The sequence below is a fragment of the Arcobacter defluvii genome (assembly GCF_013201725.1).
Taxonomy (GTDB): Bacteria; Campylobacterota; Campylobacteria; order Campylobacterales; family Arcobacteraceae; genus Aliarcobacter; species Aliarcobacter defluvii.
The window spans coordinates 2,506,271-2,527,764 of sequence record NZ_CP053835.1 but is presented as its reverse complement, the minus strand read 5'-3'; the positions used below and the strand labels follow the sequence as shown (position 1 = coordinate 2,527,764).

Annotated in this window: 22 protein-coding genes; all 22 read left to right on the top strand. The window is 26.3% G+C overall.

Annotated features, from left to right (window positions below; all coding sequences use genetic code 11):
* Nucleotides 1-4 precede the first annotated feature (4 nt).
* A complete protein-coding gene (locus ADFLV_RS12585) occupies nucleotides 5-1,468 on the top strand; it encodes a flagellar hook-basal body complex protein (protein WP_129011663.1) in 1,464 nt (487 codons plus the stop codon).
* A 74-nt stretch (nucleotides 1,469-1,542) separates the two neighbouring features.
* Nucleotides 1,543-3,645, top strand: coding sequence for a flagellar hook-basal body complex protein (locus tag ADFLV_RS12580; RefSeq protein ID WP_129011664.1), 2,103 nt, complete (start codon nucleotides 1,543-1,545; stop codon nucleotides 3,643-3,645).
* Between the two features lie 50 nt (nucleotides 3,646-3,695).
* Complete coding sequence (locus tag ADFLV_RS12575; RefSeq protein WP_014475095.1) at nucleotides 3,696-4,025, top strand: hypothetical protein; 330 nt, start codon at nucleotides 3,696-3,698, stop codon at nucleotides 4,023-4,025.
* 12 nt (nucleotides 4,026-4,037) lie between these two features.
* The gene (locus ADFLV_RS12570) at nucleotides 4,038-6,029 is read left to right on the top strand and encodes a tetratricopeptide repeat protein (RefSeq protein ID WP_129011665.1); all 1,992 of its coding nucleotides are present in this window, start codon (nucleotides 4,038-4,040) and stop codon (nucleotides 6,027-6,029) included.
* Nucleotides 6,030-6,106: 77 nt separating this feature from the next.
* A complete protein-coding gene (locus ADFLV_RS12565; protein WP_014475093.1) occupies nucleotides 6,107-6,421 on the top strand; it encodes a hypothetical protein in 315 nt (104 codons plus the stop codon).
* 10 nt (nucleotides 6,422-6,431) lie between these two features.
* On the top strand, nucleotides 6,432-7,313 hold the full coding sequence (locus ADFLV_RS12560) for a FliM/FliN family flagellar motor switch protein (protein ID WP_014475092.1): 882 nt from the start codon (nucleotides 6,432-6,434) through the stop codon (nucleotides 7,311-7,313).
* A gap of 3 nt (nucleotides 7,314-7,316) precedes the next feature.
* Entirely contained in the window at nucleotides 7,317-8,072 is a 756-nt protein-coding gene (locus ADFLV_RS12555) for a motility protein A (RefSeq protein ID WP_014475091.1), read from the top strand.
* Between the two features lie 9 nt (nucleotides 8,073-8,081).
* The gene (locus ADFLV_RS12550; RefSeq protein ID WP_014475090.1) at nucleotides 8,082-8,861 is read left to right on the top strand and encodes an OmpA/MotB family protein; all 780 of its coding nucleotides are present in this window, start codon (nucleotides 8,082-8,084) and stop codon (nucleotides 8,859-8,861) included.
* The gene (locus ADFLV_RS12545) at nucleotides 8,861-9,160 is read left to right on the top strand and encodes a rod-binding protein (protein WP_129011666.1); all 300 of its coding nucleotides are present in this window, start codon (nucleotides 8,861-8,863) and stop codon (nucleotides 9,158-9,160) included. The genes ADFLV_RS12550 and ADFLV_RS12545 overlap by 1 nt, the downstream gene beginning before the upstream one ends.
* Before the next feature lie 10 nt (nucleotides 9,161-9,170).
* Nucleotides 9,171-9,548: a hypothetical protein gene (locus tag ADFLV_RS12540; RefSeq protein WP_014475088.1), complete on the top strand. Its 378-nt coding sequence runs from the start codon at nucleotides 9,171-9,173 to the stop codon at nucleotides 9,546-9,548.
* A complete protein-coding gene (locus ADFLV_RS12535) occupies nucleotides 9,532-9,927 on the top strand; it encodes a hypothetical protein (RefSeq protein ID WP_014475087.1) in 396 nt (131 codons plus the stop codon). The genes ADFLV_RS12540 and ADFLV_RS12535 overlap by 17 nt, the downstream gene beginning before the upstream one ends.
* A complete protein-coding gene (gene flhF, locus ADFLV_RS12530) occupies nucleotides 9,924-11,075 on the top strand; it encodes a flagellar biosynthesis GTPase FlhF (protein ID WP_129011667.1) in 1,152 nt (383 codons plus the stop codon). The genes ADFLV_RS12535 and flhF overlap by 4 nt, the downstream gene beginning before the upstream one ends.
* Nucleotides 11,076-11,077: 2 nt before the next feature.
* Nucleotides 11,078-11,896 (top strand): P-loop NTPase, encoded by an 819-nt coding sequence (locus tag ADFLV_RS12525; RefSeq protein WP_014475085.1) that lies wholly within the window; start codon nucleotides 11,078-11,080, stop codon nucleotides 11,894-11,896.
* Nucleotides 11,897-11,960: 64 nt separating this feature from the next.
* Nucleotides 11,961-12,293, top strand: coding sequence for a hypothetical protein (locus ADFLV_RS12520; protein ID WP_014475084.1), 333 nt, complete (start codon nucleotides 11,961-11,963; stop codon nucleotides 12,291-12,293).
* Between the two features lie 10 nt (nucleotides 12,294-12,303).
* Nucleotides 12,304-12,600, top strand: coding sequence for a flagellar hook-basal body complex protein FliE (gene fliE, locus ADFLV_RS12515; protein WP_129011668.1), 297 nt, complete (start codon nucleotides 12,304-12,306; stop codon nucleotides 12,598-12,600).
* A gap of 14 nt (nucleotides 12,601-12,614) precedes the next feature.
* Complete coding sequence (flgC, locus tag ADFLV_RS12510; protein WP_129011669.1) at nucleotides 12,615-13,079, top strand: flagellar basal body rod protein FlgC; 465 nt, start codon at nucleotides 12,615-12,617, stop codon at nucleotides 13,077-13,079.
* 8 nt (nucleotides 13,080-13,087) lie between these two features.
* Nucleotides 13,088-15,226: a flagellar hook-length control protein FliK gene (fliK, locus tag ADFLV_RS12505; RefSeq protein WP_129011670.1), complete on the top strand. Its 2,139-nt coding sequence runs from the start codon at nucleotides 13,088-13,090 to the stop codon at nucleotides 15,224-15,226.
* Nucleotides 15,227-15,976, top strand: a complete 750-nt coding sequence (locus ADFLV_RS12500) for a flagellar biosynthetic protein FliR (RefSeq protein ID WP_014475080.1) — start codon at nucleotides 15,227-15,229, stop codon at nucleotides 15,974-15,976.
* Nucleotides 15,977-15,994: 18 nt separating this feature from the next.
* Nucleotides 15,995-17,044: a flagellar biosynthesis protein FlhB gene (gene flhB, locus ADFLV_RS12495; RefSeq protein WP_014475079.1), complete on the top strand. Its 1,050-nt coding sequence runs from the start codon at nucleotides 15,995-15,997 to the stop codon at nucleotides 17,042-17,044.
* Nucleotides 17,045-17,047: 3 nt separating this feature from the next.
* The gene (locus ADFLV_RS12490; RefSeq protein WP_014475078.1) at nucleotides 17,048-19,042 is read left to right on the top strand and encodes a tetratricopeptide repeat protein; all 1,995 of its coding nucleotides are present in this window, start codon (nucleotides 17,048-17,050) and stop codon (nucleotides 19,040-19,042) included.
* Entirely contained in the window at nucleotides 19,042-20,346 is a 1,305-nt protein-coding gene (fliI, locus tag ADFLV_RS12485; protein WP_129011671.1) for a flagellar protein export ATPase FliI, read from the top strand. The genes ADFLV_RS12490 and fliI overlap by 1 nt, the downstream gene beginning before the upstream one ends.
* Nucleotides 20,343-21,488, top strand: a complete 1,146-nt coding sequence (flgL, locus tag ADFLV_RS12480; protein WP_129011672.1) for a flagellar hook-associated protein FlgL — start codon at nucleotides 20,343-20,345, stop codon at nucleotides 21,486-21,488. Before fliI ends, flgL begins: the two co-directional genes overlap by 4 nt.
* The last annotated feature ends 6 nt before the right edge of the window (nucleotides 21,489-21,494 follow it).

Genomic DNA, 21,494 nt, shown 5'->3' with positions numbered 1-21,494 from the left:
TTAAATGATAGGTGCATTATGGAATGGTATGTCAGGTATTTCAACTTATGACAAAGCAATATCTGTTGAATCAAATAATGTATCTAATGTTAATACTGTAGGTCATAAATTAGACAATATAACATTTGAAGATATGTTATATAAATCAGGATATGGAAAAGGTGTTGGAACTCAAAGTATTGATAAGCAATTTACACAAGGGAATATTAAACCAACTAATGTTAACTTAGATGTTGCTATAGAAGGAGATGGTTTTTTTGTAGTTTCGCAAAGAACAAATGGAGATATCTTTTATACAAGAGCTGGAGATTTCCAACAAGCGGAAGATGGTTTACTTGAAACTCAAGATCATATGAAAGTTTTAGGATTAACTCCACAAAATAGAACAGTAATTTCTTCTGATGTAGCTGATAATATATTTTCTAATGAATTTTCAAAAAATTTAGCATCAATTGATGTTAATTCAAATAAAACAGTTTATAATATAAATGCTCGTGCAACAGATTATTATACTTCAGCAGTTGATGATACTGAAAATGGTAATAATTATAAAACAGCAAGTTCAAAAATAAATGATGTTGAAATGATGATAAGTGATTATGTAGAAAAATTAAAACTTTTTCAATCTAATCCAGATGCTCAGTCTTTATCTTCAACTACACAATCTTCACAAGTAAATTTTTCTTCACAATTAACTCAATTAGTAGATGAAAATGATTATTTATCTGTAACAATAAATAATAGTCTAATAAGACAAAATTTTGATACTGATATTGAAACAACATTAAAAAAGTTATCAGATAAAATATCTAATATACAGGGATTAACTTCAAATGTTGATTTTAATTCAGGAGTTTTAAATATACAAGGAATAGTTCCAGGTAAAGAATTTAATTTAGTAGATGCAACAGTTAATAATGAATTTGTCAATGTAACAAAAGTTCAAAATGCAATTTTAGGATCTGGATTATCAATGGTTGAAAGTTCAAGAAATGCATTAAAAACGGCAATTGAAAATGCAGGAGCAAAATTTTTAGAAATTTCTAATATTTTAGCTTATGGAGATAATTCTGTAATAGGTAGTAATGAAATTAATCTTAGATTAAATGCATTAGGATTAGTTCAAGATGTAAAAGGAGATATTTCAATTTCTGATGACGGATTTGTCTATGTATCGAATAATAATAATGATTTTTTAGTAGGGAAAATAGATACAGCTGGTTTCAAAAATGTTCAAGGACTTAGTGCTGCTGGCGGTAATAATTATAGTGTGACAAAAGAATCAGGAGTTGCTTTTAATGCAAATGATTTAAATAAAGTTATACCTAATTCTTTAGAAAATGCAAATGTTAATTTTGGTAATACATTAAGTACTTTGTTAATCTATCAAAAAGCATTTGAAGCTAATTCTAAATCAATAACAACTTCTGATGATTTTATAAAAACTGCTATTGATATGATAAAGTAGTGTTTTTATATTAGTACTATTACTAGTATTAATATATGAACATAAGTTCATTAAACCTTAAAAAAGGATAAGATATGATAGGCGCATTATGGACAGGAATCTCAGGATTATCGTCACACCAACAAGCACTAGATAATGAAGCAAATAACATAGCAAATGTAAATACAATAGGATATAAAGCCTCAAGAATATCATTTGCAGATCAAATGTATCAAAATAAGATAGGTAAGGGATCAATCGTACTAGATGCAGAAAAATTGTATGTGCAAGGTGGGACAAAAACAACAGGCGTAGACTATGATATGATGTTAGAAGGTGATGGATTTTTTACAGTAATAAATAAAAATACGCTAGGAACAGCAGAAACCTTCTACACAAGAGCAGGAAACTTTAGAATGGGGGATAATGGAACCTTACAAGATTCTGGTGGATATGAAGTACAAGGTTGGATGATGAGTCCAATAGATAGCCAAAATGATGTAACAAGCACAAATCCAAATGTTAGTTTATTCACAAATGATTATACAAAATTATTGGGAACAAAAATCATAAGACATGGAACGTATATAGAGACAATAACTGCAAAATCAACAGATTATGATTTGACAGCAAAATCAGACTCAACAACAGTATTTAGTGGAGATGGAGCAAAAACAAAATCATCAAAATTATCAGATATTGAAGCAGCAATAAAAGATTATACAAGTTGGTTACAAAAATTAAAAGAAGAACCAGATGCTTTTTCTTCTGCATCTACAGCACAAGTTTCACAGGTAAACTTTAAATCAGGAACAGATTCTATAATTGGAAAAGAGAGTGACCAAGTATATGTAGTAATAAATGGTAATAAATGGTCACAAAATTTTATACAAACAAATTCAACACAAGCATTTAGAGAAGATTTATGGAATTCAATGAGTGCAGCAGATAGAACAGCAGAAGGATTAACTGATCCCACAACATTAATTCCTGCACCATCTCCAACAACACCAGCATATGAAGCAGCAATAGCAGCATATGATAAAGCAGCAGGGAAAATAGCAACATATAAAGCATTAGCAGATGAAATTTCGAATAAAGAGCCAGGATTAGTAGCAACAATGGCAATAGATTCTGGACATGCTGATGTGTTTAATACGACAGAGACATATACTGATTCTACAAATTTAGCAGATATGTTAAAAGGGATAATTCAAATAAAATCGTTGATACCTGGAGAAGAATTTAAAATAACAGAAATAGGAGAACAATCAGGAGAGACAACTATACAAGGTAATTTTCAATCAACAGGATTAGCAAAAAAAGGTTCAGGTATAGCAGGATTAGAAACATCAAAAGATGCATTATCAAGATTGATAACAGGAAAACAACAAGATGTTTATACTCCTCAAGATTTGAAAATAGGAACAGCAACAGATTTTACATATGGAATAACTATTTATGATAAAGAAATAGGGCAAAATATACCTATTCCTAATGATGGTGCAACTCCTCCTCAATCTCTTCCAATAAACTTTACAGGTGTAGCTACTATTGATGATATTATTACTGGAATAAATTCTGATCCAAATTTATCAAAATATGTAGAAGCAAGAAATGTAAATGGAAATTTAGTAATACAAACGCTTGATTCTAATTATGATGTTGAATTTACAAGTATAATGAAATATGATAATGCAGGTACTTTAACACCAATAGATGTAAATGCAAATTATTCTGGAAGAGAAGGAGCTGGAGCAGAGTTTATAGAAATTATAAATAAAGTAGACCAGACAGCATCAAAGGGAAGTTTACAATTAAGACTTGACACATTGGGATTAACTGATTCAGCATTTGGTTCATTTTCTGTAGATAGTACAGGATTAATAACAATGAAACAAGATGGTGTAGAGTTTGCAATAGGACAAATTGCAATAGCAAGATTTAATAATAATCAAGGATTAGAATCAGTAGGGAATAACCTATTAGCAAAAACAAATGAATCAGGGGATCCAGAGTATAATTTAAATAATAATAAGATGGCAGAAGTAAGAGGAAAAACATTAGAATTAAGTAAAGCAGATTTAAGTGAAAGCTTAGTAAATTTGATGGTATTTCAAAGAGCATTTGAGGCAAATGCAAAATCAATAACAACATCTGATGAGTTATTAAATACTTTAATCAATTTAAAAAGATAATTTCATAAATAGAGTAATTTTTTACTCTATTTATTTTTAGTAGGGTAAATTTGGAAAATTTTTTATTAATAGCAGTACTTGGAGTATTAGTACTTTATTTCTTTTCTAGTGCAAATGTTTATAAATCTTTGTATAAAAAAGTTAATGAAGAAAAAAATCTTATACAAGAAGATATGGCGAAATTAGAAAGTCTAATAGACAGATATGAAAAACAAGTAAAAATTAGCTCAAATACGTTAAAAACAAATCAAGGAAATTTACAAGTTGCAAGAGATGATTTACAAGAATTAAGACTTGAAAATATGAATTTAAAAAGTAGAGTTGATGATTTAGAAAAAAGAAATGAAGAGTTATATGCTCAAGTTAACGCAATGGTTTAGGCATAAATTTGTATGAAAATTTTAAATAAAGTATTTTTTTTTATTTCTATATTATCTGTTACTTATGCAAATGATTTGATTGAATCTCAACCCGAGATAATTTTTCAATTTGAAAAACTTCAAAAATCTCAAGAAAATTTAGCATTACAAATAGATTTTAATAAAGCTGTTTTACATTTAAGTAAAAATGAATACGAAGAAGCTATAGAACTTTTTAAAAAAACATCATCAGTACTTGAAGTGCCATCTTATTTAAATATGGGAATTGCTTATTATAAATTGGGTTCAATTGATAATGCAATTGTATATTTAAATAAGATTTATGAAAAAGATTCAAATATAAAGAATAATACTTTCTCTTATATGTCTGCTTGTTTTTATTTATATCAGATTTCAAAAGACAATAAATATCTTGATACTATTGTAAAAGTTTCTAAAAAATATAAAAATCTTTCTGAGCATACAAAAAGAATGTTAGCTGATACTTATATTATTCTAAAAGAGTACGAAAATGCTTTGGAAGTTTTAAACTCTATGGATTATACTATGGATTTGAAAAAAGCTCTTATTTATATAAAATTAAAAGATTATGAAAAAGCTGCTTTGTTACTTAGAAAAGCAAAAGAACAAAATGTAAATCCAAATACATTAGATAAAATATTATGGATATTAAGTTTTACAGATTTGAAATCAAATAAATTGGATCAACTAAAAGAAACATTAGATTTAATAAATGAAAGAAGAAACACTTTTAAAGCAAATCTTGAGCTTCCTCTTGAAATATATTTTAATCAAAATAAATATACTTCAAAACAATATTTGGATTCTGTTTTAAAATTTGATGAATCAAGAAAAATCGATTTTATTTTTTACTTTGCTCCTTTTATATTTTCGGATTCTCAAGAAATAATTTATGATACTGTAAAAGGTTTTATTTATAATCAAAAAGAAAATATATTAAATTTAGAAGAGATGGTAGATTACAATTCAAAATTTCTTAAAATTGTAAAAGAAGATCCAATTATTAGAGTTACAGAATTGAAAAAAATGTTAACTAAAGATACTAAATCATATATTTATTATAATCTAGCACTTTCATGTGCACAAATAAATGACTTTCATAATGCATTTAAATATTTTGAAAAAGCTTATAAATTAAATCCTGGAAATAAACTTTATTCAACAATGTTTTTGATAACAGCAAATAGAATAAATGTAAAAATAAAAGATAAAGAATACATTGAAACAACTATAAAAACAAGTAATGGATTGTATAATTATTTTGGAAAAGAGATTTATAAACTTTTTTTAAATCCTCAGTTTACATCAGCTGATCAACCTTTGACTTATCAAAATACAATTTTTTATAAAGCATTAGATTTTTTAAAAACAATGAATGAAAATAAACCACTGCTAAATCATATGTTATTAGATGAATATATTAAAGATCCACTTACATTTTTAATTAGATTGGTTCAAAGAAGAGATAATGAAAATGATTATGCATATTATGCAAGATTACAAGATTCTATACCTTTAACATTGAATAACAATTTTTTAGAAGGTCCACTTATTATTACACGTTATTATATTGATATTTTAAAAGCTTTAGGGATTTTTTATAAAGCTGATTTAAAAATTACAGGTAAAAATACACCATCTTATCTTAGAACAAAAGCATTAAGAGATTTACATTTTAATTTACCCGATGAAACAATTAAAACTTTAGAATATTTACAAAGTGAATATAAATTAGAAGATAAATATACAATGTATTTAATGGTTGCAGCTTTACTTGAAGCTGGAAGATATAATGATGCTTCTATTCAAATATCTTTAATCAAAGCAATCTTAAATGATCCAGATGCAGATTTTTTAACTGCAATTCAGCTTATTCAAGAGCTAAAAATATCAAGTGCAAAACAATTTTTAAATCAACCTTATTGGGATTCTTTAATTGATTTTAAACTTGTTGGTTTTGATGAGTATCTAGAATCTCTATAGTTTATCCATAAAATCTTAAATAATTTAATTTTTTTCTGCTATAATAATCTATATTTGTTATTTTTCAGGAGGACACTATGGAAATTGGAAGAGTTGCTGAAATTGATAATTCAAAAATTAATAACATTGAAAAAGCTCAAAAAGTGAGTAATGTTGATGAAAAAAAAGAAGTAATACAAGAAGATGAATATAAAAAAAGTTTAGGTAATATTTCATCTTCTGAAAAAAATGAAGTAATCTTAGATAATGTAAAATTTGGCTATAACAAAAATTCAAAAGATTTTTTTGTAAAAGTTACAAGAGGTGATGCTGAATATAAGTATCCAACAGAGGATATGATGAAAGTAAAAGCTTACATTTTACAAGAATTAGAACAAAATAATAAAGCATAAGGTAATTTAATTGGCATCAGATTTATCAAATATATTTAAAGATGAACTTTCAAATACACTAGAACAGTTATTATCTAAAAATTCACAAATAGATGCTGTTACAAAATTGGTAAGTGAAAATTTTGATTCTACACAATTAGTAGAGTGTAGTGCAAGGTTTGATCTTAAAGGTGTATCTTCTGAAGTAAATTTTTACATTCCAACTCTTAGTGCAACTAAATTTGAATATTTAATGTTAGGTGGAATGGGAGATTTAAAGGAACATATTGATGATGAAATTACAGATGCAGTAAATGAAATTATTTCAAATATTTGTGGAAGTTTTTGTACTTCTGTAAATGCACAAGGACTTCCAGATATTGGAGCAATTAAATCGGAGATAAAAAGTTCTTCTATAGTCGAAGGTTCAAGTTTGTCTTCAAAAAAGAATGCGTATGAATTTATTATTTCATTAGGAAATGAAAAATTACCAATAATTATTAGTTTTGATGAATTAATTTTACCCTTTTTTTCTTCAATTACAGGAGTAATAGCTTCAGATGAAACTGAAGTTAAAGATAAAATCATCCCTTCTGTAAGTATACCAACTAATGTAAATACAACTTCTTCATCTTCAGTACATACATCAAAAAATCTTGAACTTTTATATAATGTGAAATTGAAATTGAGCGTTAGATTAGGAACAAAAGTAGTTTTATTAAAAGATATATTAAGATGGGATGTTGGTGAAATTATTGAACTTGAGCAGATGGTTAATGAACCTTTAGAAATTTTAGTAAATGGTGTGAGAATAGGTGAAGGCGAAGCAGTGATAGTTGAAGGAAAATTTGGATTAAAAATAAAAAAAATTGGAAATGAAGATTTAAGATTAAATCAATTAGTAGGATTATAATTCATGGATAAGAGTACCGTAGGAGGATTAGGCGCAGGTTGGGCACTTGTTGCTCTTGCTATTATTTTAGGTGGAGTAGGTTTTGGTCCATATATTGATATTCCTTCTGTTGTAATAGTATTTGGTGGTACGATGGCTGTTACTGCAGGACAATTTGAAGGAAAAGATTTAAAAAGAATTATGCCAGCATTTAAAGTTGCAATGAATGAAGTAAAATCGGAACCTTTACCCGAATTGGTAGAAAAAATAATTTTTTATGCCACAGAAATCAAAAAACATGGTGTTATGCAAATTGAACAAAAAGTTTTGCAGGAGACTAATCCTTTTTTTAGAGAAGCTTTCCAATTGTTAGTTGATGGAACTAAGCCAGATGTTTTACAACCTTTAATGGAGTTAAAATTAGAGCATATTGAAAAAAGACATTCAACAATGATTAGTATTTTTGGAAATATTGGTGGAACAGCTGGTTCAATGGGAATGATCGGAACTTTAGTTGGATTAGTTGCAATGCTTGCAAATTTATCTGATCCTGCATCTGTTGGTCCTGCAATGGCAGTTGCTTTACTTACTACAATGTATGGTGCATTATTAGGAACTCTTTTTGCAGGTTTAGTTGAAAGTAAACTTTCTCAAAAACATAATGTTGAAGTAACAGCTTGCGAAGTTATTATTCATGGAGCAACAATGATTGCAGCGGAAGAATCAATCGGTAATATAAAAATGCAATTAAATTCGATTTTAGTTGAAGTTGTAGAATAAAGAATTAAGATGGCTAAAAATAAATGTCCTGAATGTCCAAAGTGTTTACCCGGTTGGTTAGTGCAATTTGGAGATTTAATGTCTTTGTTACTTACTTTTTTTATTCTTTTATTATCAATGGCAGTAATGGATAAAAAGAAAGTAGAAGAATATTTTGATATTATGAAAAAGGCAATGGGCTTCATTGATGCTTCAACTGATGTTGAAACTCAAACAGATGCATATTCTACAAAAGATAGTAGTTCGGATTCACAAGATAGTAGTGACTCCTCTACAGAGAGTTCATTTGATAATACAGCACAAGAAGTTTCTCAAATTGTACAAGAATTAAATTCAAATCAAAATATAGAGAGCCAAGAAATTAGTATAGAAAAAGGTAAAAATGAATTTACTTTAGATATTCCATCTACTATAATGTTTGAAGATGGTCAGTATGAATTAACAAATCAAAGTGCAAAAATTTTTATTTCTAAAATAGCAAGAGTTATAAGAACTATGCCACAGACATTTAATATAGAAATTATTGGACATACAGATACAAATAGAGTAATTAGTGATAAAATACCAAGAGATGCTTGGGATATTTCAGCATTAAGATCAATCTCAGTTGTAAAAGAATTAATAAAAAATAAAATTGACCCAGGAATTTTAAAGGTTTCAGCATTTGGTTCATATCATCCTAAAAGTGATGTTGCAGCTGATAATAGAAGAGTTGAAATGAGATTTTATTCTCAAGATAATCAGCAAGATATTTTAAATGAAGAAAATTTCTTTGATAGGTTGGAATAATGGAAATAAATAGTAACAATTTAATTAATACAGATATTTTACAAACAAAAAAACTTGATAATGTTAAACCTGAAGATATAAAAGATACAGAAGAACTTAGAAAAGTTAGTAATGATTTTGAATCATTTTTTTTAAATCAAATAATGGATATTTCATTGCGTTCTACAAATATAGCAGGAGAAGGTGCAGGTTCTGATATAATTAAAAGTATGTATATTCAGTCTATTGCAGATAGTTCAAGTGGCTCTTTAGGCATAAGTGATATGCTATTTGACTTTTTAAGTAAGAATAATAAATAAAGGCTTAATCATGATAGAGAATATTATAAAAGAAATGTCTTCTTTAGTTAATGATTTAAAAGAATCAATAACTCAAGATATAAAAGATATAAAACTAGCAAAACATGAAGAACTTTTAAAAAGAAATGATAAAAAGCATATTATGATTGATGAAATTACAAATTTAAAAGCTCAGTTAAATCAAGAATTAATAAAAAAAATTCAAGAAGGAGTTGATGTAAATATCTATAGAAATAGTGTAGATTTACTTGAAATTCAATTAAAAGAATTATATGAATTAAATAGAAAGTTAGCATCAATTGTTTTACCTGTTCAACAGATGTATAAAGACTTAGTTTCTGAAATAAGTACAGCTAATGGAGGAAGAATTTTTGATATTAAAGCTTAGTTTTTTATCTTTAGTATTAAGTATTAATTTATTTGCAATAAGTGTATTGGTTGCAAAAGAAGCTATTAATTTTGAAGAAAAAATTGATAGTAAAAAAGTGCAAATAAAAAATGTATCTGAAATAGGAAAGTCTTGTATTCCTTTAAAATTATCTCAATTACAAAATGAAGAATATATATCAACTCATTATATAAATAAAAATACAATTATTTGTATAAAAGATGTAAAAAAGTATGAAAATGAAACTGTAATATTCAATTTTGGCGGCGTTAAAATAGAGAAAAGAGGTAAAATTATTTATGAAAATAGTGATTTTATTAGAATTAAAAATTTAGATGGTTCAATAGAACAAATATATAAAGATGGAAGAATTAAATGAATATGCTCTCTTTTTTAGGGGAAACACCTACTATAGCATTAAGATTAGCCCAAGAAGAGTGTGGTGAAGAAGCAATAGTAATTTCAACAAAAAAAATATCTAATGCAAAAGGCACAACAAAAGATATGTATGAAGTAGTTGTGGCTGTTGAAGATGAGGATAAAAAAAAGAATTTAATTTATACAAAATCAGCTATTAGTAAAGTAAGTGAAAATTCAACACCTATAAAAACACATGTATATGATTTTAGAGAAGAAATTCTAAAAATGCAAGGAGTTTTAGAACAAGTTCAGAAATCTATTTGGAATCCAAAAAGTCAGCTTTATGATTTGACTATTCCTCCTGAATTTGCTTCAATGTATAATATTTTTGAACAAAATGAATTTGATCAAGAAATGACTTATACAATTATGAAAAAAACTATAAAACAATTACCAATTGCTTTAAAGTCAAATCCAAAAAAAGTGAATGATTTTTTTAAATTGATTTTGCGAAGAGTAATACCAATTAAACATGAAGTTCCATTAAGAAAACATCAAAGAAAAATTATTATGATGGTAGGACCAACAGGTGTTGGAAAAACAACGACTATTTCAAAACTTGCTGCAAGATATGCTTATAAATTAGGACAAAATTATAAAGTAGGGATTGTAACTTTAGATTCTTTTAGAGTTGGAGCAATTGAGCAACTACAAGCATATACAAATATTATGAGATTACCCTTAGAAATAGTAAAAAAACCTGAAGGCTTGTCTGAAGCACTTTTAAGATTAAAAGATTGTAATTATATTTTTATAGATACAGCAGGTTCAAGTCAATATGATATTGATAAAATTGAACTAATAAATGAGTATCAAAAAAGAGTTGAAGAATTACCAATTGAAAAGATTTTAGTATTACCTGCAAATGTAAAACATAGTGATTTATTGGAGATATATAAAAACTATTCAAGATTATCAATAGATTATTTAACATTTACAAAGTTAGATGAAACGAAAAGTTTTGGAAATTTAATATCTTTTGCACATAAAACAAAAAAATCTATTACATATTTTTCAATAGGTCAAAATGTTCCAGATGATTTAATAGTTTCAGATTCTTCTTTTTTGATTGATTGTTTTATGAATAATCAGTGTGTTAGGAGATAACAGTGTTTGATACTATCTCTTCTCAGGCTAGTAAATTAGTAAAACTTACAAGCGGAGTAAAAAAAAACTACTCTAAAACAAAACTTTTAACAATTACTTCTGGAAAAGGTGGAGTTGGTAAATCAACAATTACAGCGAACATGGCATTTTTACTTGCTCGTAGAGGATTTAATGTAGCTGTATTAGATGCTGATATTGGACTTGCAAATATGCAAGTTTTGTTTGATATTAAACCGCAAAATACACTTTTCGAATATATAAATGGAATTAAAACTTTAGATGAAGTTATCACAAAAACTTCTTATGATAATATCTCTTTAATAGCGGGGAAAAGTGGGTATCAATATACTTCAAATAAAAATAGTTTTATATTCTCTCGAATTGTAAAAGATATTATTTCTTTAAATAAGTATGATATTTTGCTTATTGATACGGGTGCAGGACTAAATGATTATGTAAGAGAATTTTTATCAGTTTCTGATAATATCTTAGCAGTTACTACTACAGATCCAAGCGCCTTGACGGATGTATATTCTTTAATGAAAATGTTATCTTTAGATAAAAATAAATTAATGTTATGTTTTAATCATACAAGAAATCATCAAATTGGAGAGACGATCGCGAATTCTTTAGTAAATTTAGGAAAAAAAAATAGGCTAAAAGAAGATTTTATGGTAGAATATATAGGAAACATTTCAACTTCTGCAAATATTTCAACTACTGGACGTTTGAGAAAGTTGTTTACTAACGAATTTTCTACAGATGAAATAACGAAACAATTGCAGATTATTATCGATAAAATATTAATAAATATACATTAAAGGTTTGTTCTAAAGTGCTAAATTTAGGTTCAATTATTTTTATTTTTATTGTTAAAGAAATAATATGATAATAGAACGATTCTCACAAACAGTAATAAATAGTGGCATATTTAAACTATATATAGCTATAGGTTTTTTTGCAACTTTAATATTTTTTACAATTAATGCTGATTTATTTACTCCAACAGAGATGATATTAGGTATAATTTTAGTAACGATAATTTTAAAAGGCATAAGTAATATGATGCTCTCTTTAATAATTAGTTTATTTAGTCTTGATAATAAAAGAAATGAATTTGATTTTAAATATAATGAAGAAAAAATACAAGTTATGCTTAATGAATTGGCTGTGCAAGATGTAATTGAGACTAATAAAAATTTGAAAAAAGCTAACTAAGGAGTAGATTTTGAATATATCATCTATAACAAATTCTCTAAATACTTTAGGAATAAATAATGATAAAACAGCAGATATTAGTGCTGATAAATCATTCCAAAATATGTTGAATGATGCAATTTCAGATGTTAATGACCAACAGATAAAAGGTTATGATTCAATGGAAGGAATAGCAACAGGAAAAGTTACAAACTTACAAGAAGCTGTTCAAAGAATAGAAGAAGCTGAATTATCAATGAAATTAGCTTTAGAAGTTAAAAATAAAGCAGTTAGTGCATATAAAGAAATAATGAGAATGCAAATATAGAATAAGGATTCGTTATGGGTTTTTTTGATGGATATAATGTTGCAACTTCAGGAATGAGTGCACAAAGAACTCGAATTAATGTTGTAAGTGCAAATATTGCAAATGCAAAAACAACTCACACAGCAGAAGGTGGACCTTATAAAAAACAAGAAGTTGTTTTTGAAGATGTTTTGCTTGCTAATACAAATAAAAAAACTAATTCTAATGATATAGAAACAACAAATAATGTAAATTCAGATATAGCATTAAGAGGAGTTGGTGTAAAATCAATTGTTCAATCTGATGCAAAACCAGTAATGAGATATGAACCGTCTCATCCAGATGCAAATGAAGATGGATATGTTGCTTATCCAGATATTAATCCTGTAGTTGAAATGGTAGATTTAATAGAAGCTATGAGATCTTATGAAGCAAATGTTACTTCATTTAATACTCATAAAAATATTGATTCTAAAACTTTAGATATATTAAATATGTAAGAAAAATTATGGCAAATATAATAGATATTCTTCCTCAAGCTAAAACTACTTCTACGGAAATTTCAACAAAATCTGATAAAGAGAGTATAAAAGAAAAACCTTCTTTATTTGATTCTTTACTTCAAAATAATGTTGAAAGTGAAAAAAAAAGCGAAGAAAAAGTAGAACCAAAAGTTGTTGATAAAAAAGAGAAAGAATTAAATAAAAATGAAAAACTTAATGTTAAAAAAGTTGCTGATAATGCTGATAATAATGAAGAAAAAGCTGAAGCAAAGAATACAACTTCATTGATAGATAGATTGATTTTCGAAGCTAAAAATGAAGTTAAAGAAAATGTTGAAACAAAAAATATTTCTTCTTTACCTACTAAAGAAATAACTTCACAAAATACTCAAACAAAAATTTCTTTAGACGAATTAATACAAGAAAATAAACCTATAAATGAATCGACAAAAAAAGAATCTGTAATAGTTTCAGATAATTTAGATGATAAAAAAGATATTACTTTAACAACAGAATCAAAAGATAAAAATATAAAAGAAGTAGTAGTTGATACTTCAATAAAAGAAGAATTATTAAATAGTGATAAAAAAGATACTTCTTTAACAACAGAATCAAAAGATAAAAATATAAAAGAAGTAGTAGTTGATACTTCAATAAAAGAAGAATTATTAAATAGTGAAAAAAAAGATACTTCTTTAACAACAGAATCAAAAGATAAAAATATAAAAGAAGTAGTAGTTGACACTTCAATAAAAGAAGAATTATTAAGTAATCAGAACAATAAAACAGATATTAAAAAAGAAAAATCAATTGAGGATGAATTAATTTCAGATAATAAGAATAATGCTAAGACAATTAATAATGCCATTGATGAGCAAGTAATTGATAAAAAAGAATCAAAAAAAGAAAGTAAAGTTTTAAAAACAAATAATGAAAATTTAATAATAGAGAAATCAACAATAGAAATAAAAACAAGTGATAAATCAATTATTGAATCAACTGATGTTAAAGTTACGAAAGAAGATATAAATAATAATTTAACTATTAATTTAGAAGAAAATAATACAGAATCAGCAACAGAAAATTTATTAGCGAATATTGCAGATAAAAATCCAGAAAATTTATCATCTACAAATTTATCAGAAGAAGTGGATATAAAAACTTTAATTGAGGCTGAAAAAACACCTCAAAAAAAGAAAACATTAATGGATCTTTTGATTGAAAAAAATATGCAAAATGCAGGTTTAAAAGTTTTAAATGAAGGTGATAATTTAGTTAAAAATGAACTTGTATCAAAAGATTTTATATCAAATATGTATTTAAGTGAGCAAAAAAATTTGCTTAATAATCAGTTTTTATTTAATAAAAATGAAGCATTAAGTTTATTGAAAGATGGAGCATCTCTAAAAGATATAGAAAAAAGTGCAAATATATTAGAATTAGGCTTAGATAATATTGATATTGAACAAAATGTTGAACTTGAAAATTTAGGAATTGTTAAAAGACAAGATTTTGATTTATCGAATAAAAAAAATATTTTAGATAGTTTATTAAATGAAAAAAATATTAGAAGTGATGATATCAAAAATTTAATTACAAAATCAGTTGAAGCAAGTAGTGCTTTACTTGATAATAGTTTAAATGTAAGTGATGATACTGTTGTAAATGTTAATTCTCCAATAGCATATAATATTCACTCAAAAATTATTGGTGCAAAACAGCAAATGGCGACAATGATGTCAGATATTGCAAGACAAATGTATGAAAATTATAAGCCCCCAGTTACAGTTTTTAGAATAAATCTAAATCCATTAGAATTGGGAAGTATTGCAATTATGATGAAAAATGATAAAAATAATGCTTTAACAATTAGTATGAATGTATCAAATAACACAACTTTAGATGCATTAGTCGATAATCAAAATGTGTTAAGAAATTCATTAAATAAAACATTTGATGAAAATACAAAATTCAATCTTGATTTTAGCTCTTCAAATCAAAATAATAATCAATCTTCAAACAATCAAAACAATCAAAATAGTCAATATCAAGAACGAAGATTTGAAAAACAGATGGATACACAATCTGTTTTACAATTAACAGAAGAGAATAAAGATAGAGAAGAAAAATTAGATTATATGTAAATGGAAGCTTTTTTATCTTTATTAAATGAAGAAGTTTTATTTCAATTCCTTCTTTTATTTGCTAGAATAGTTGCTTTCGTTGCTTTTATGCCAGTTTTTGGTCATGCTGCAATTAGTCCAACTATTAGAATTGCTTTTGCATTTTATATAAGTGTTTTTATTTTTCCTTTAGTGAATGTAGCAACAAATGTAAATCAAGATAACTTTATTGTAAGTTTAATATCTGAGTTGACTTTAGGACTAGTTGCTTCGATGCTTATAAATATAATTTTTTCTGCTGTAAAAATTATTGGAGAATTTGTTGAATATTCGACAGCTTTATCAATGGCTGCTATGTTTGATCCTACAACAGGTTCTCAAGAAGGGTTAATTGCAAAGTTACTTTATTGGATTGCATTAATGCTTTTTTTTCAAACAGGAATGTATGAGATGACTTTAGTAATTTTAGTTAAAAGTTTTTCTATGATACATTTAGGAAGCTTTGATATATTCTCATATAACGGAATTCAACTGGCAATAGATGAAATAAAAAGAATGTTTGCGTTTGCATTTGCATTTGCACTTCCTTTATTTTTTATAGGTTTTATACTGGATATTTATTATGGATATGGAACTAAATCAATGCCATCTTTTTCACCGTTTGTAATAACGTTTCAATTGAAATTTGCTTTAATATTTGTATTCTTAATATTAGGAATGGAAATTTTCTCAGAAGCATTTACTCAATATTTTATAGATAAATTTCAATAAATCAAAGGTTAATATAAAATGGCTGATGAAGAAGAAAAAACCGAAGAACCCACATCCAAAAAAATCGAAGATGCAAAAAAAGAGGGAAATGTAAATAAATCAATGGAAGTAACAGGCGCCACGATTTTATTTTTTGGTTCTATGTACTTACTGTTTTTTTCATCTTTTTCTTTATTGGAAATAAAAAAACTTATGATGTTTTCTTATGGATTTATCGGTCAAGAACTTGATAGTACTATTTTTTTTGCTATTACGTATAGCGTTGTAATTACTTTATTAAAAGCATTAGCTCCTTTATTCTTATTGATTATAATTTTGGCATTAGCAACAAATTGGATGCAATTTGGATTTGTTACAATCCCTTTAAAATTTGATTTGCAAAAATTAGATCCAATTAAAGGAATGAAAAATATTTTTGGTTTAAAAAAATTGATAGAAGCTTTCAAATTAACTTTAAAATTAATCATTATTATGGTTGTTATGTGTATTCTTTTTTTGTTAACAAATAAAGAGTTTTTAATGATGATGAGTCAAGAAACATCATCCACAATATCTACAATGTTTCAGCTATCAGTCTATTTTATTTTAGCAATTCTTCTTATTATCATTATTTTTGCTATAATAGATTTTTATTTTTCTAGACACTATTATATGAAATCTTTAAGAATGAGTAAACAAGAGATTAAAGATGAATTTAAAAATATGGAGGGAGATCCTCAAGTAAAAGGTAGAATTAGAAGAATTCAAATGCAAATGGCACAAAAAAGAATGATGAGTAATGTACCAAATGCAGATGTTGTTATTACAAATCCAACACATTATGCAATTGCTTTAAAATATGATAATAAAGTTAATTCTGCTCCGATAGTTGTTGGAAAAGGTGTTGATTTCCTTGCATTAAAAATCAAAGATATTGCAAGAGAAAATAAAATACCAATAATTGAAAATCCAGCTTTAGCTAGGTCTTTGTATGATCAAATTGATATTGACAAAGAAATACCAAGTGAATTTTATAAAGCAATGGCAGAAATTTTCTCTTATGTTTATGAATTAAAAAGAAAAAGGTAAACTTTGAAATTAATATTAACTCTGTTTTTATTAGTAAATATTTTAAATGCTAAAAAGGATTTTTATTATAGTTTTATAGATTCTTCAGGAGAACAAATTTCAGAGCAAAGAAAACAATCAATTACTGATGGTTTCGATATTTTACAAAATGCAAGAAATTTAGCTCGAGATGATAAAATAGATGAAGCATACTCTTTAGTGAAAGATTTTAAAGAAAAAAATAAAATAAAAGTTTTAACTTCAGATATTATGATTTTATATGCTGAATTAGCACTAAAAAAACAGACAAAGAGATTAATTTTAGAAGCTTCAACAGAACTTGAAAGTGCAATAAATTCATCCCTTATTAATCAAAATGATTTATCAAAAGCTTATATGCTGTTAGTTGAATTAAAATTAGAAATAAATAAAATAGAAGATGCAAAATATTTTTCGCAAGTTATAATTGATAATTTTGATGATGAATTAACAAAAACTTACGGAAAAATTTCAATGGCAAAAGTTTATAAATATCAAAAAGATTATACAAAAGCTATTAAATATCTTTATGAAATTTTAACAGTAACAAAAGATAAAAATGTAGCTACATTAGTTGCAGATGAATTATTTGATGTATATGTTTTAGATGGAAAACTTGATAAAGCAAATGAATTGATAACTCAAGTATTAAAAACAAATATAGAGTTTTATGCAAATGATTCATATTTAGCAAATAAAAAAATTAATCGTTTAATAAAAGCAGGAATGCCAGAACACGCTGCAGAAATTTTAAGAGAATTATTAAAAAGAACAACAAAAGATGAGTCAATTGAAGATTTTAAATATAAATTAGCAAATACATATATGTTAATGTATGATAAAACAAATTATTATTTAGAAAAAGCAAAAGATTTATATAAAGATATAATAAATGATTATCCACAAGGTATTCATGCAAAAAATGCAAAAATGTTTATTGATGAAATCTTGATGCGACAAGGATTTTTAACCCCAAGTTCAGTTGCAGCAAAGTATCCAGATGTAGAAGCAATGCAACAAAAAGCACTTTTACAAGAGCTTATGAATGATAAAAATGATAAAAAATTTGAAATGATACTAAAAGCTGAAAGAGTTTATAGAAAAGTTTCAAATGAGATTGTAAAACGATTTGGATATAACAATATCGATGAAATTTTTGATGAAGTTAATATGGATTTGATTAAAGATTATTTAGCTCAAGGAAAATGTTTTGAGTTGAATGATATTTTAAAAACTTCAAGAAGTGAAACTTTGGAGAAATTGATTCAAGATGAAACTGTAAAATTTAATTTTTTTGAATGTTTAGTTGAAGTTCCATATGAAAGAGCTTATCTTCAAATCAAAGAAACTTTTAATAAAACAAGAGATGCAAATATATACTTATACCTTGAAAGAATGGCTTTTTCCTTAGGTTTGATAAATGAAGCATTAGATTTTTCATCTAAAGTTGAAATGGTTGATGATAAAAATGTTTTAGCAAAAGAGTTTATTTATAGATACCAAATAAATAAAACAAAAGATGATGCAACAGCGATGGAAAAGTTTTTTATATATGCTTCTGAAAACCCAGAATATATTAAATTAAATGAATCAAATCCTGTAATAATAGATTTTTACCATGATTATTATCTATATTTAATAAAAAATGAAGAAAAAAAACAAGCTGATGATATATTAGTGAAACTTTATAATAAACAAAAAGATTTAAAAGCATTTATTTATTCTCCATTTGTTGAAACTGAATTATCAAGATTAGAAAAAGAGAAAGATAATTATCAGCAAGCTGTTGATTATTTACTTGAATCAATACCAAATACAAGAAAAATTAAACCTAATGATGAAGTTAAAATATATTATGATATTTTAAATTTATATGATAATTTAGGAAATAAAGATAAAAAAGCTGAATATATTTTGAAATGTAAAGAAGTAAAAGATACGACAGATAGTCTTTATAAAAAAATGTGTGATGAAATGTAATGAATATAGAAGATTTATTAAATAAAATTGACCCAACAAATTTATCTATTGCCTTTGGAAGAATTACAAACATTTCAACAACAACTTTAACAGCAACAGGTCTTGAAGTTGCTGTAGGAGATATTGTAAAAATTGAATCAGTTCATCATCACTCTTCTGTTTTGGGAATGGTAGCTTCAATAAATGATATTTCTTTTACAATAGTTCCTTTTTCTTTTATTGATGGTTTTAGAATACATGATAAAGTTTTTTTACAAAAAGATGGATTAAGTGTAAAATGTGGTTATGGTTTATTAGGAAGAGTTATAAATGCATTGGGTGATCCAATAGATAGTAAAGGAAAGATTGTTAATTTAGAAGAAAATGCTTCAATAAATAAGATTTCTATGCCTGCGCTTGAAAGAGGAATTATTGATAAAAAGTTTTCAACGGGTGTAAAAGCAATTGATTCAATGCTTACTTGTGGAAAAGGACAAAAAGTTGGTATCTTTGCAGGTTCAGGAGTTGGAAAATCAACTCTAATGGGAATGATTGTAAAAGGTTGTGAAGCCCAAATAAAAGTTGTAGCATTAATTGGAGAAAGAGGTAGAGAAATACCTGAATTTATCCATTATAATTTAGATAATAATTTGGATAATACAGTAATAATAGCCGCAACATCTGATGAATCAGCATTAATGCGAAAATATGGTGCTTTTACAGCAATGAGCATTGCAGAATTTTTTAGAGATAAAGGTCATGATGTTTTATTGATGATGGATTCTGTTACAAGATTTGCAATGGCTCAAAGAGAAATTGGATTAAGTACGGGAGAACCACCTGTAAGTCGTGGTTATCCACCTTCTGTTTTTGCTCTTTTACCTCAATTAATGGAAAGAGCAGGAAATAATCAAAAAGGTTCAATTACAGCATTTTTTACGGTTTTAGTTGATGGAGATGATATGAATGATCCAATTGCTGATCAAAGTAGATCAATTCTTGATGGACATATTGTATTAACAAGAGAGTTAACTGAACAGGGATTTTATCCACCAATTAATCTTCTAAAATCAGCTTCAAGAGTAATGGATAAAGTAGTTACAAAAGAACATTATAATGATTTTTTAAAGTTAAAAAGAGTATTATCTTTGATAAAAGAGAATGAAGTTTTAGTAAGAGTTGGTGCATACAAAACAGGTATGGATCCGGAACTTGATAATGCAATGGCAAAAAAAGAAAAAATAAGAGAGTTCTTGACTCAAGATACTCAAAAAAATTTTAATTTTGATGAAACAGTTGCAATTTTTAGAAAGGTTTTACAATGATTAATCAAACAGACCAAATGATGTATAGATTAAATAATCTAGATACCTTACAACAAAAATTAAATTATCAATATGCAGGTAAAAAACTTGAATATGGAAGTGATGATTCAGTTTTATATTCTAGAATAATTTCAGTTGATGATAAAGTTAGAGTTTATGAGGGAATAAAAACTCAAGTAGAAAGAACAACAGTACAAAATAAAACATCAGATTCAAGTATGGCTGCAATTAAAAAAATCTTAGAATCTATTAATGCTGAATTGATTAAAGCAAACACAGATACAACAAGTGAAGATGGTTTAAAAGCAATTGCTACGAATCTTTCTGGTATGAAAGAAAATCTTCTTGATTTAGCTAATACTCAAGTTGAAGGAGAATATGTATTTGCAGGTTCTGATTCTTCTATTAAACCATTTGAAGTAAATGCAGATGGTTCAATCTCTTATAATGGAGATAATAAATTAAGAAGAGTTACAGTTGAAGAAGGTTCATATCGAGAAAGAGGAATCAACGGTTTTGATGTTATGATGTATTCTTCAGCAACGGCATATAAAAATGAATCTTTAACTTTTAATGAAAGTGATAGAGTTCTTGATCAAGATGGAAATGAATGGGTTTTAGATAATACAACTGATCCTGTAAATCCTATTTTGGTTAAATATGATGTAGATGGAAATCAAACAACTGATACGATGCCAGTAACTTTTGATCCAACTACAAATACTTATGAAACACCTATCTTTACAGCTAATGGTACAAAATTTGAAGCAAAAACTTCTATTTTTACTCTAATTGATAATGTTGTTAATAGTTTAAATAAAGTAGATTCTAGTGGTAATCCAATTTCAATCTCAGAAGCAAAAGATTTAATTTCAAAAGGTGCTGAAGAGATAATGAAAGCTTATGATGGAGTAAATATTGCTCATGCAGACCTTGGAAGTAAGAATAAAATATTTGAAGTTTCTTTAGAAAATTTAACATCTAAAATAACTCAATATAATGTTTTGTCACAAGAATTAAGTGCTTCTGATTATACGGAAATTGCATTAAAAGCAAAAGCTTTAGAGTTGACTTATACAGCACTTTATTCAACAATAAATAAAACAAATCAACTGTCATTAGTTAATTTTTTGAATAACTAATAAAAA

Bases quoted from the DNA above. Each gene is read 5' to 3' on its own strand.
- ADFLV_RS12585 (WP_129011663.1), top strand. From the start codon at position 5: ATGATAGGTGCATTATGGAATGGTATGTCAGGTATTTCAACTTATGAC.
- ADFLV_RS12580 (WP_129011664.1), top strand. From the start codon at position 1,543: ATGATAGGCGCATTATGGACAGGAATCTCAGGATTATCGTCACACCAA.
- ADFLV_RS12570 (WP_129011665.1), top strand. From the start codon at position 4,038: ATGAAAATTTTAAATAAAGTATTTTTTTTTATTTCTATATTATCTGTT.
- ADFLV_RS12565 (WP_014475093.1), top strand. From the start codon at position 6,107: ATGGAAATTGGAAGAGTTGCTGAAATTGATAATTCAAAAATTAATAAC.
- ADFLV_RS12555 (WP_014475091.1), top strand. From the start codon at position 7,317: ATGGATAAGAGTACCGTAGGAGGATTAGGCGCAGGTTGGGCACTTGTT.
- ADFLV_RS12550 (WP_014475090.1), top strand. From the start codon at position 8,082: ATGGCTAAAAATAAATGTCCTGAATGTCCAAAGTGTTTACCCGGTTGG.
- ADFLV_RS12545 (WP_129011666.1), top strand. From the start codon at position 8,861: ATGGAAATAAATAGTAACAATTTAATTAATACAGATATTTTACAAACA.
- ADFLV_RS12540 (WP_014475088.1), top strand. From the start codon at position 9,171: ATGATAGAGAATATTATAAAAGAAATGTCTTCTTTAGTTAATGATTTA.
- flhF (WP_129011667.1), top strand. From the start codon at position 9,924: ATGAATATGCTCTCTTTTTTAGGGGAAACACCTACTATAGCATTAAGA.
- ADFLV_RS12520 (WP_014475084.1), top strand. From the start codon at position 11,961: ATGATAATAGAACGATTCTCACAAACAGTAATAAATAGTGGCATATTT.
- flgC (WP_129011669.1), top strand. From the start codon at position 12,615: ATGGGTTTTTTTGATGGATATAATGTTGCAACTTCAGGAATGAGTGCA.
- fliK (WP_129011670.1), top strand. From the start codon at position 13,088: ATGGCAAATATAATAGATATTCTTCCTCAAGCTAAAACTACTTCTACG.
- ADFLV_RS12500 (WP_014475080.1), top strand. From the start codon at position 15,227: ATGGAAGCTTTTTTATCTTTATTAAATGAAGAAGTTTTATTTCAATTC.
- flhB (WP_014475079.1), top strand. From the start codon at position 15,995: ATGGCTGATGAAGAAGAAAAAACCGAAGAACCCACATCCAAAAAAATC.
- fliI (WP_129011671.1), top strand. From the start codon at position 19,042: ATGAATATAGAAGATTTATTAAATAAAATTGACCCAACAAATTTATCT.
- flgL (WP_129011672.1), top strand. From the start codon at position 20,343: ATGATTAATCAAACAGACCAAATGATGTATAGATTAAATAATCTAGAT.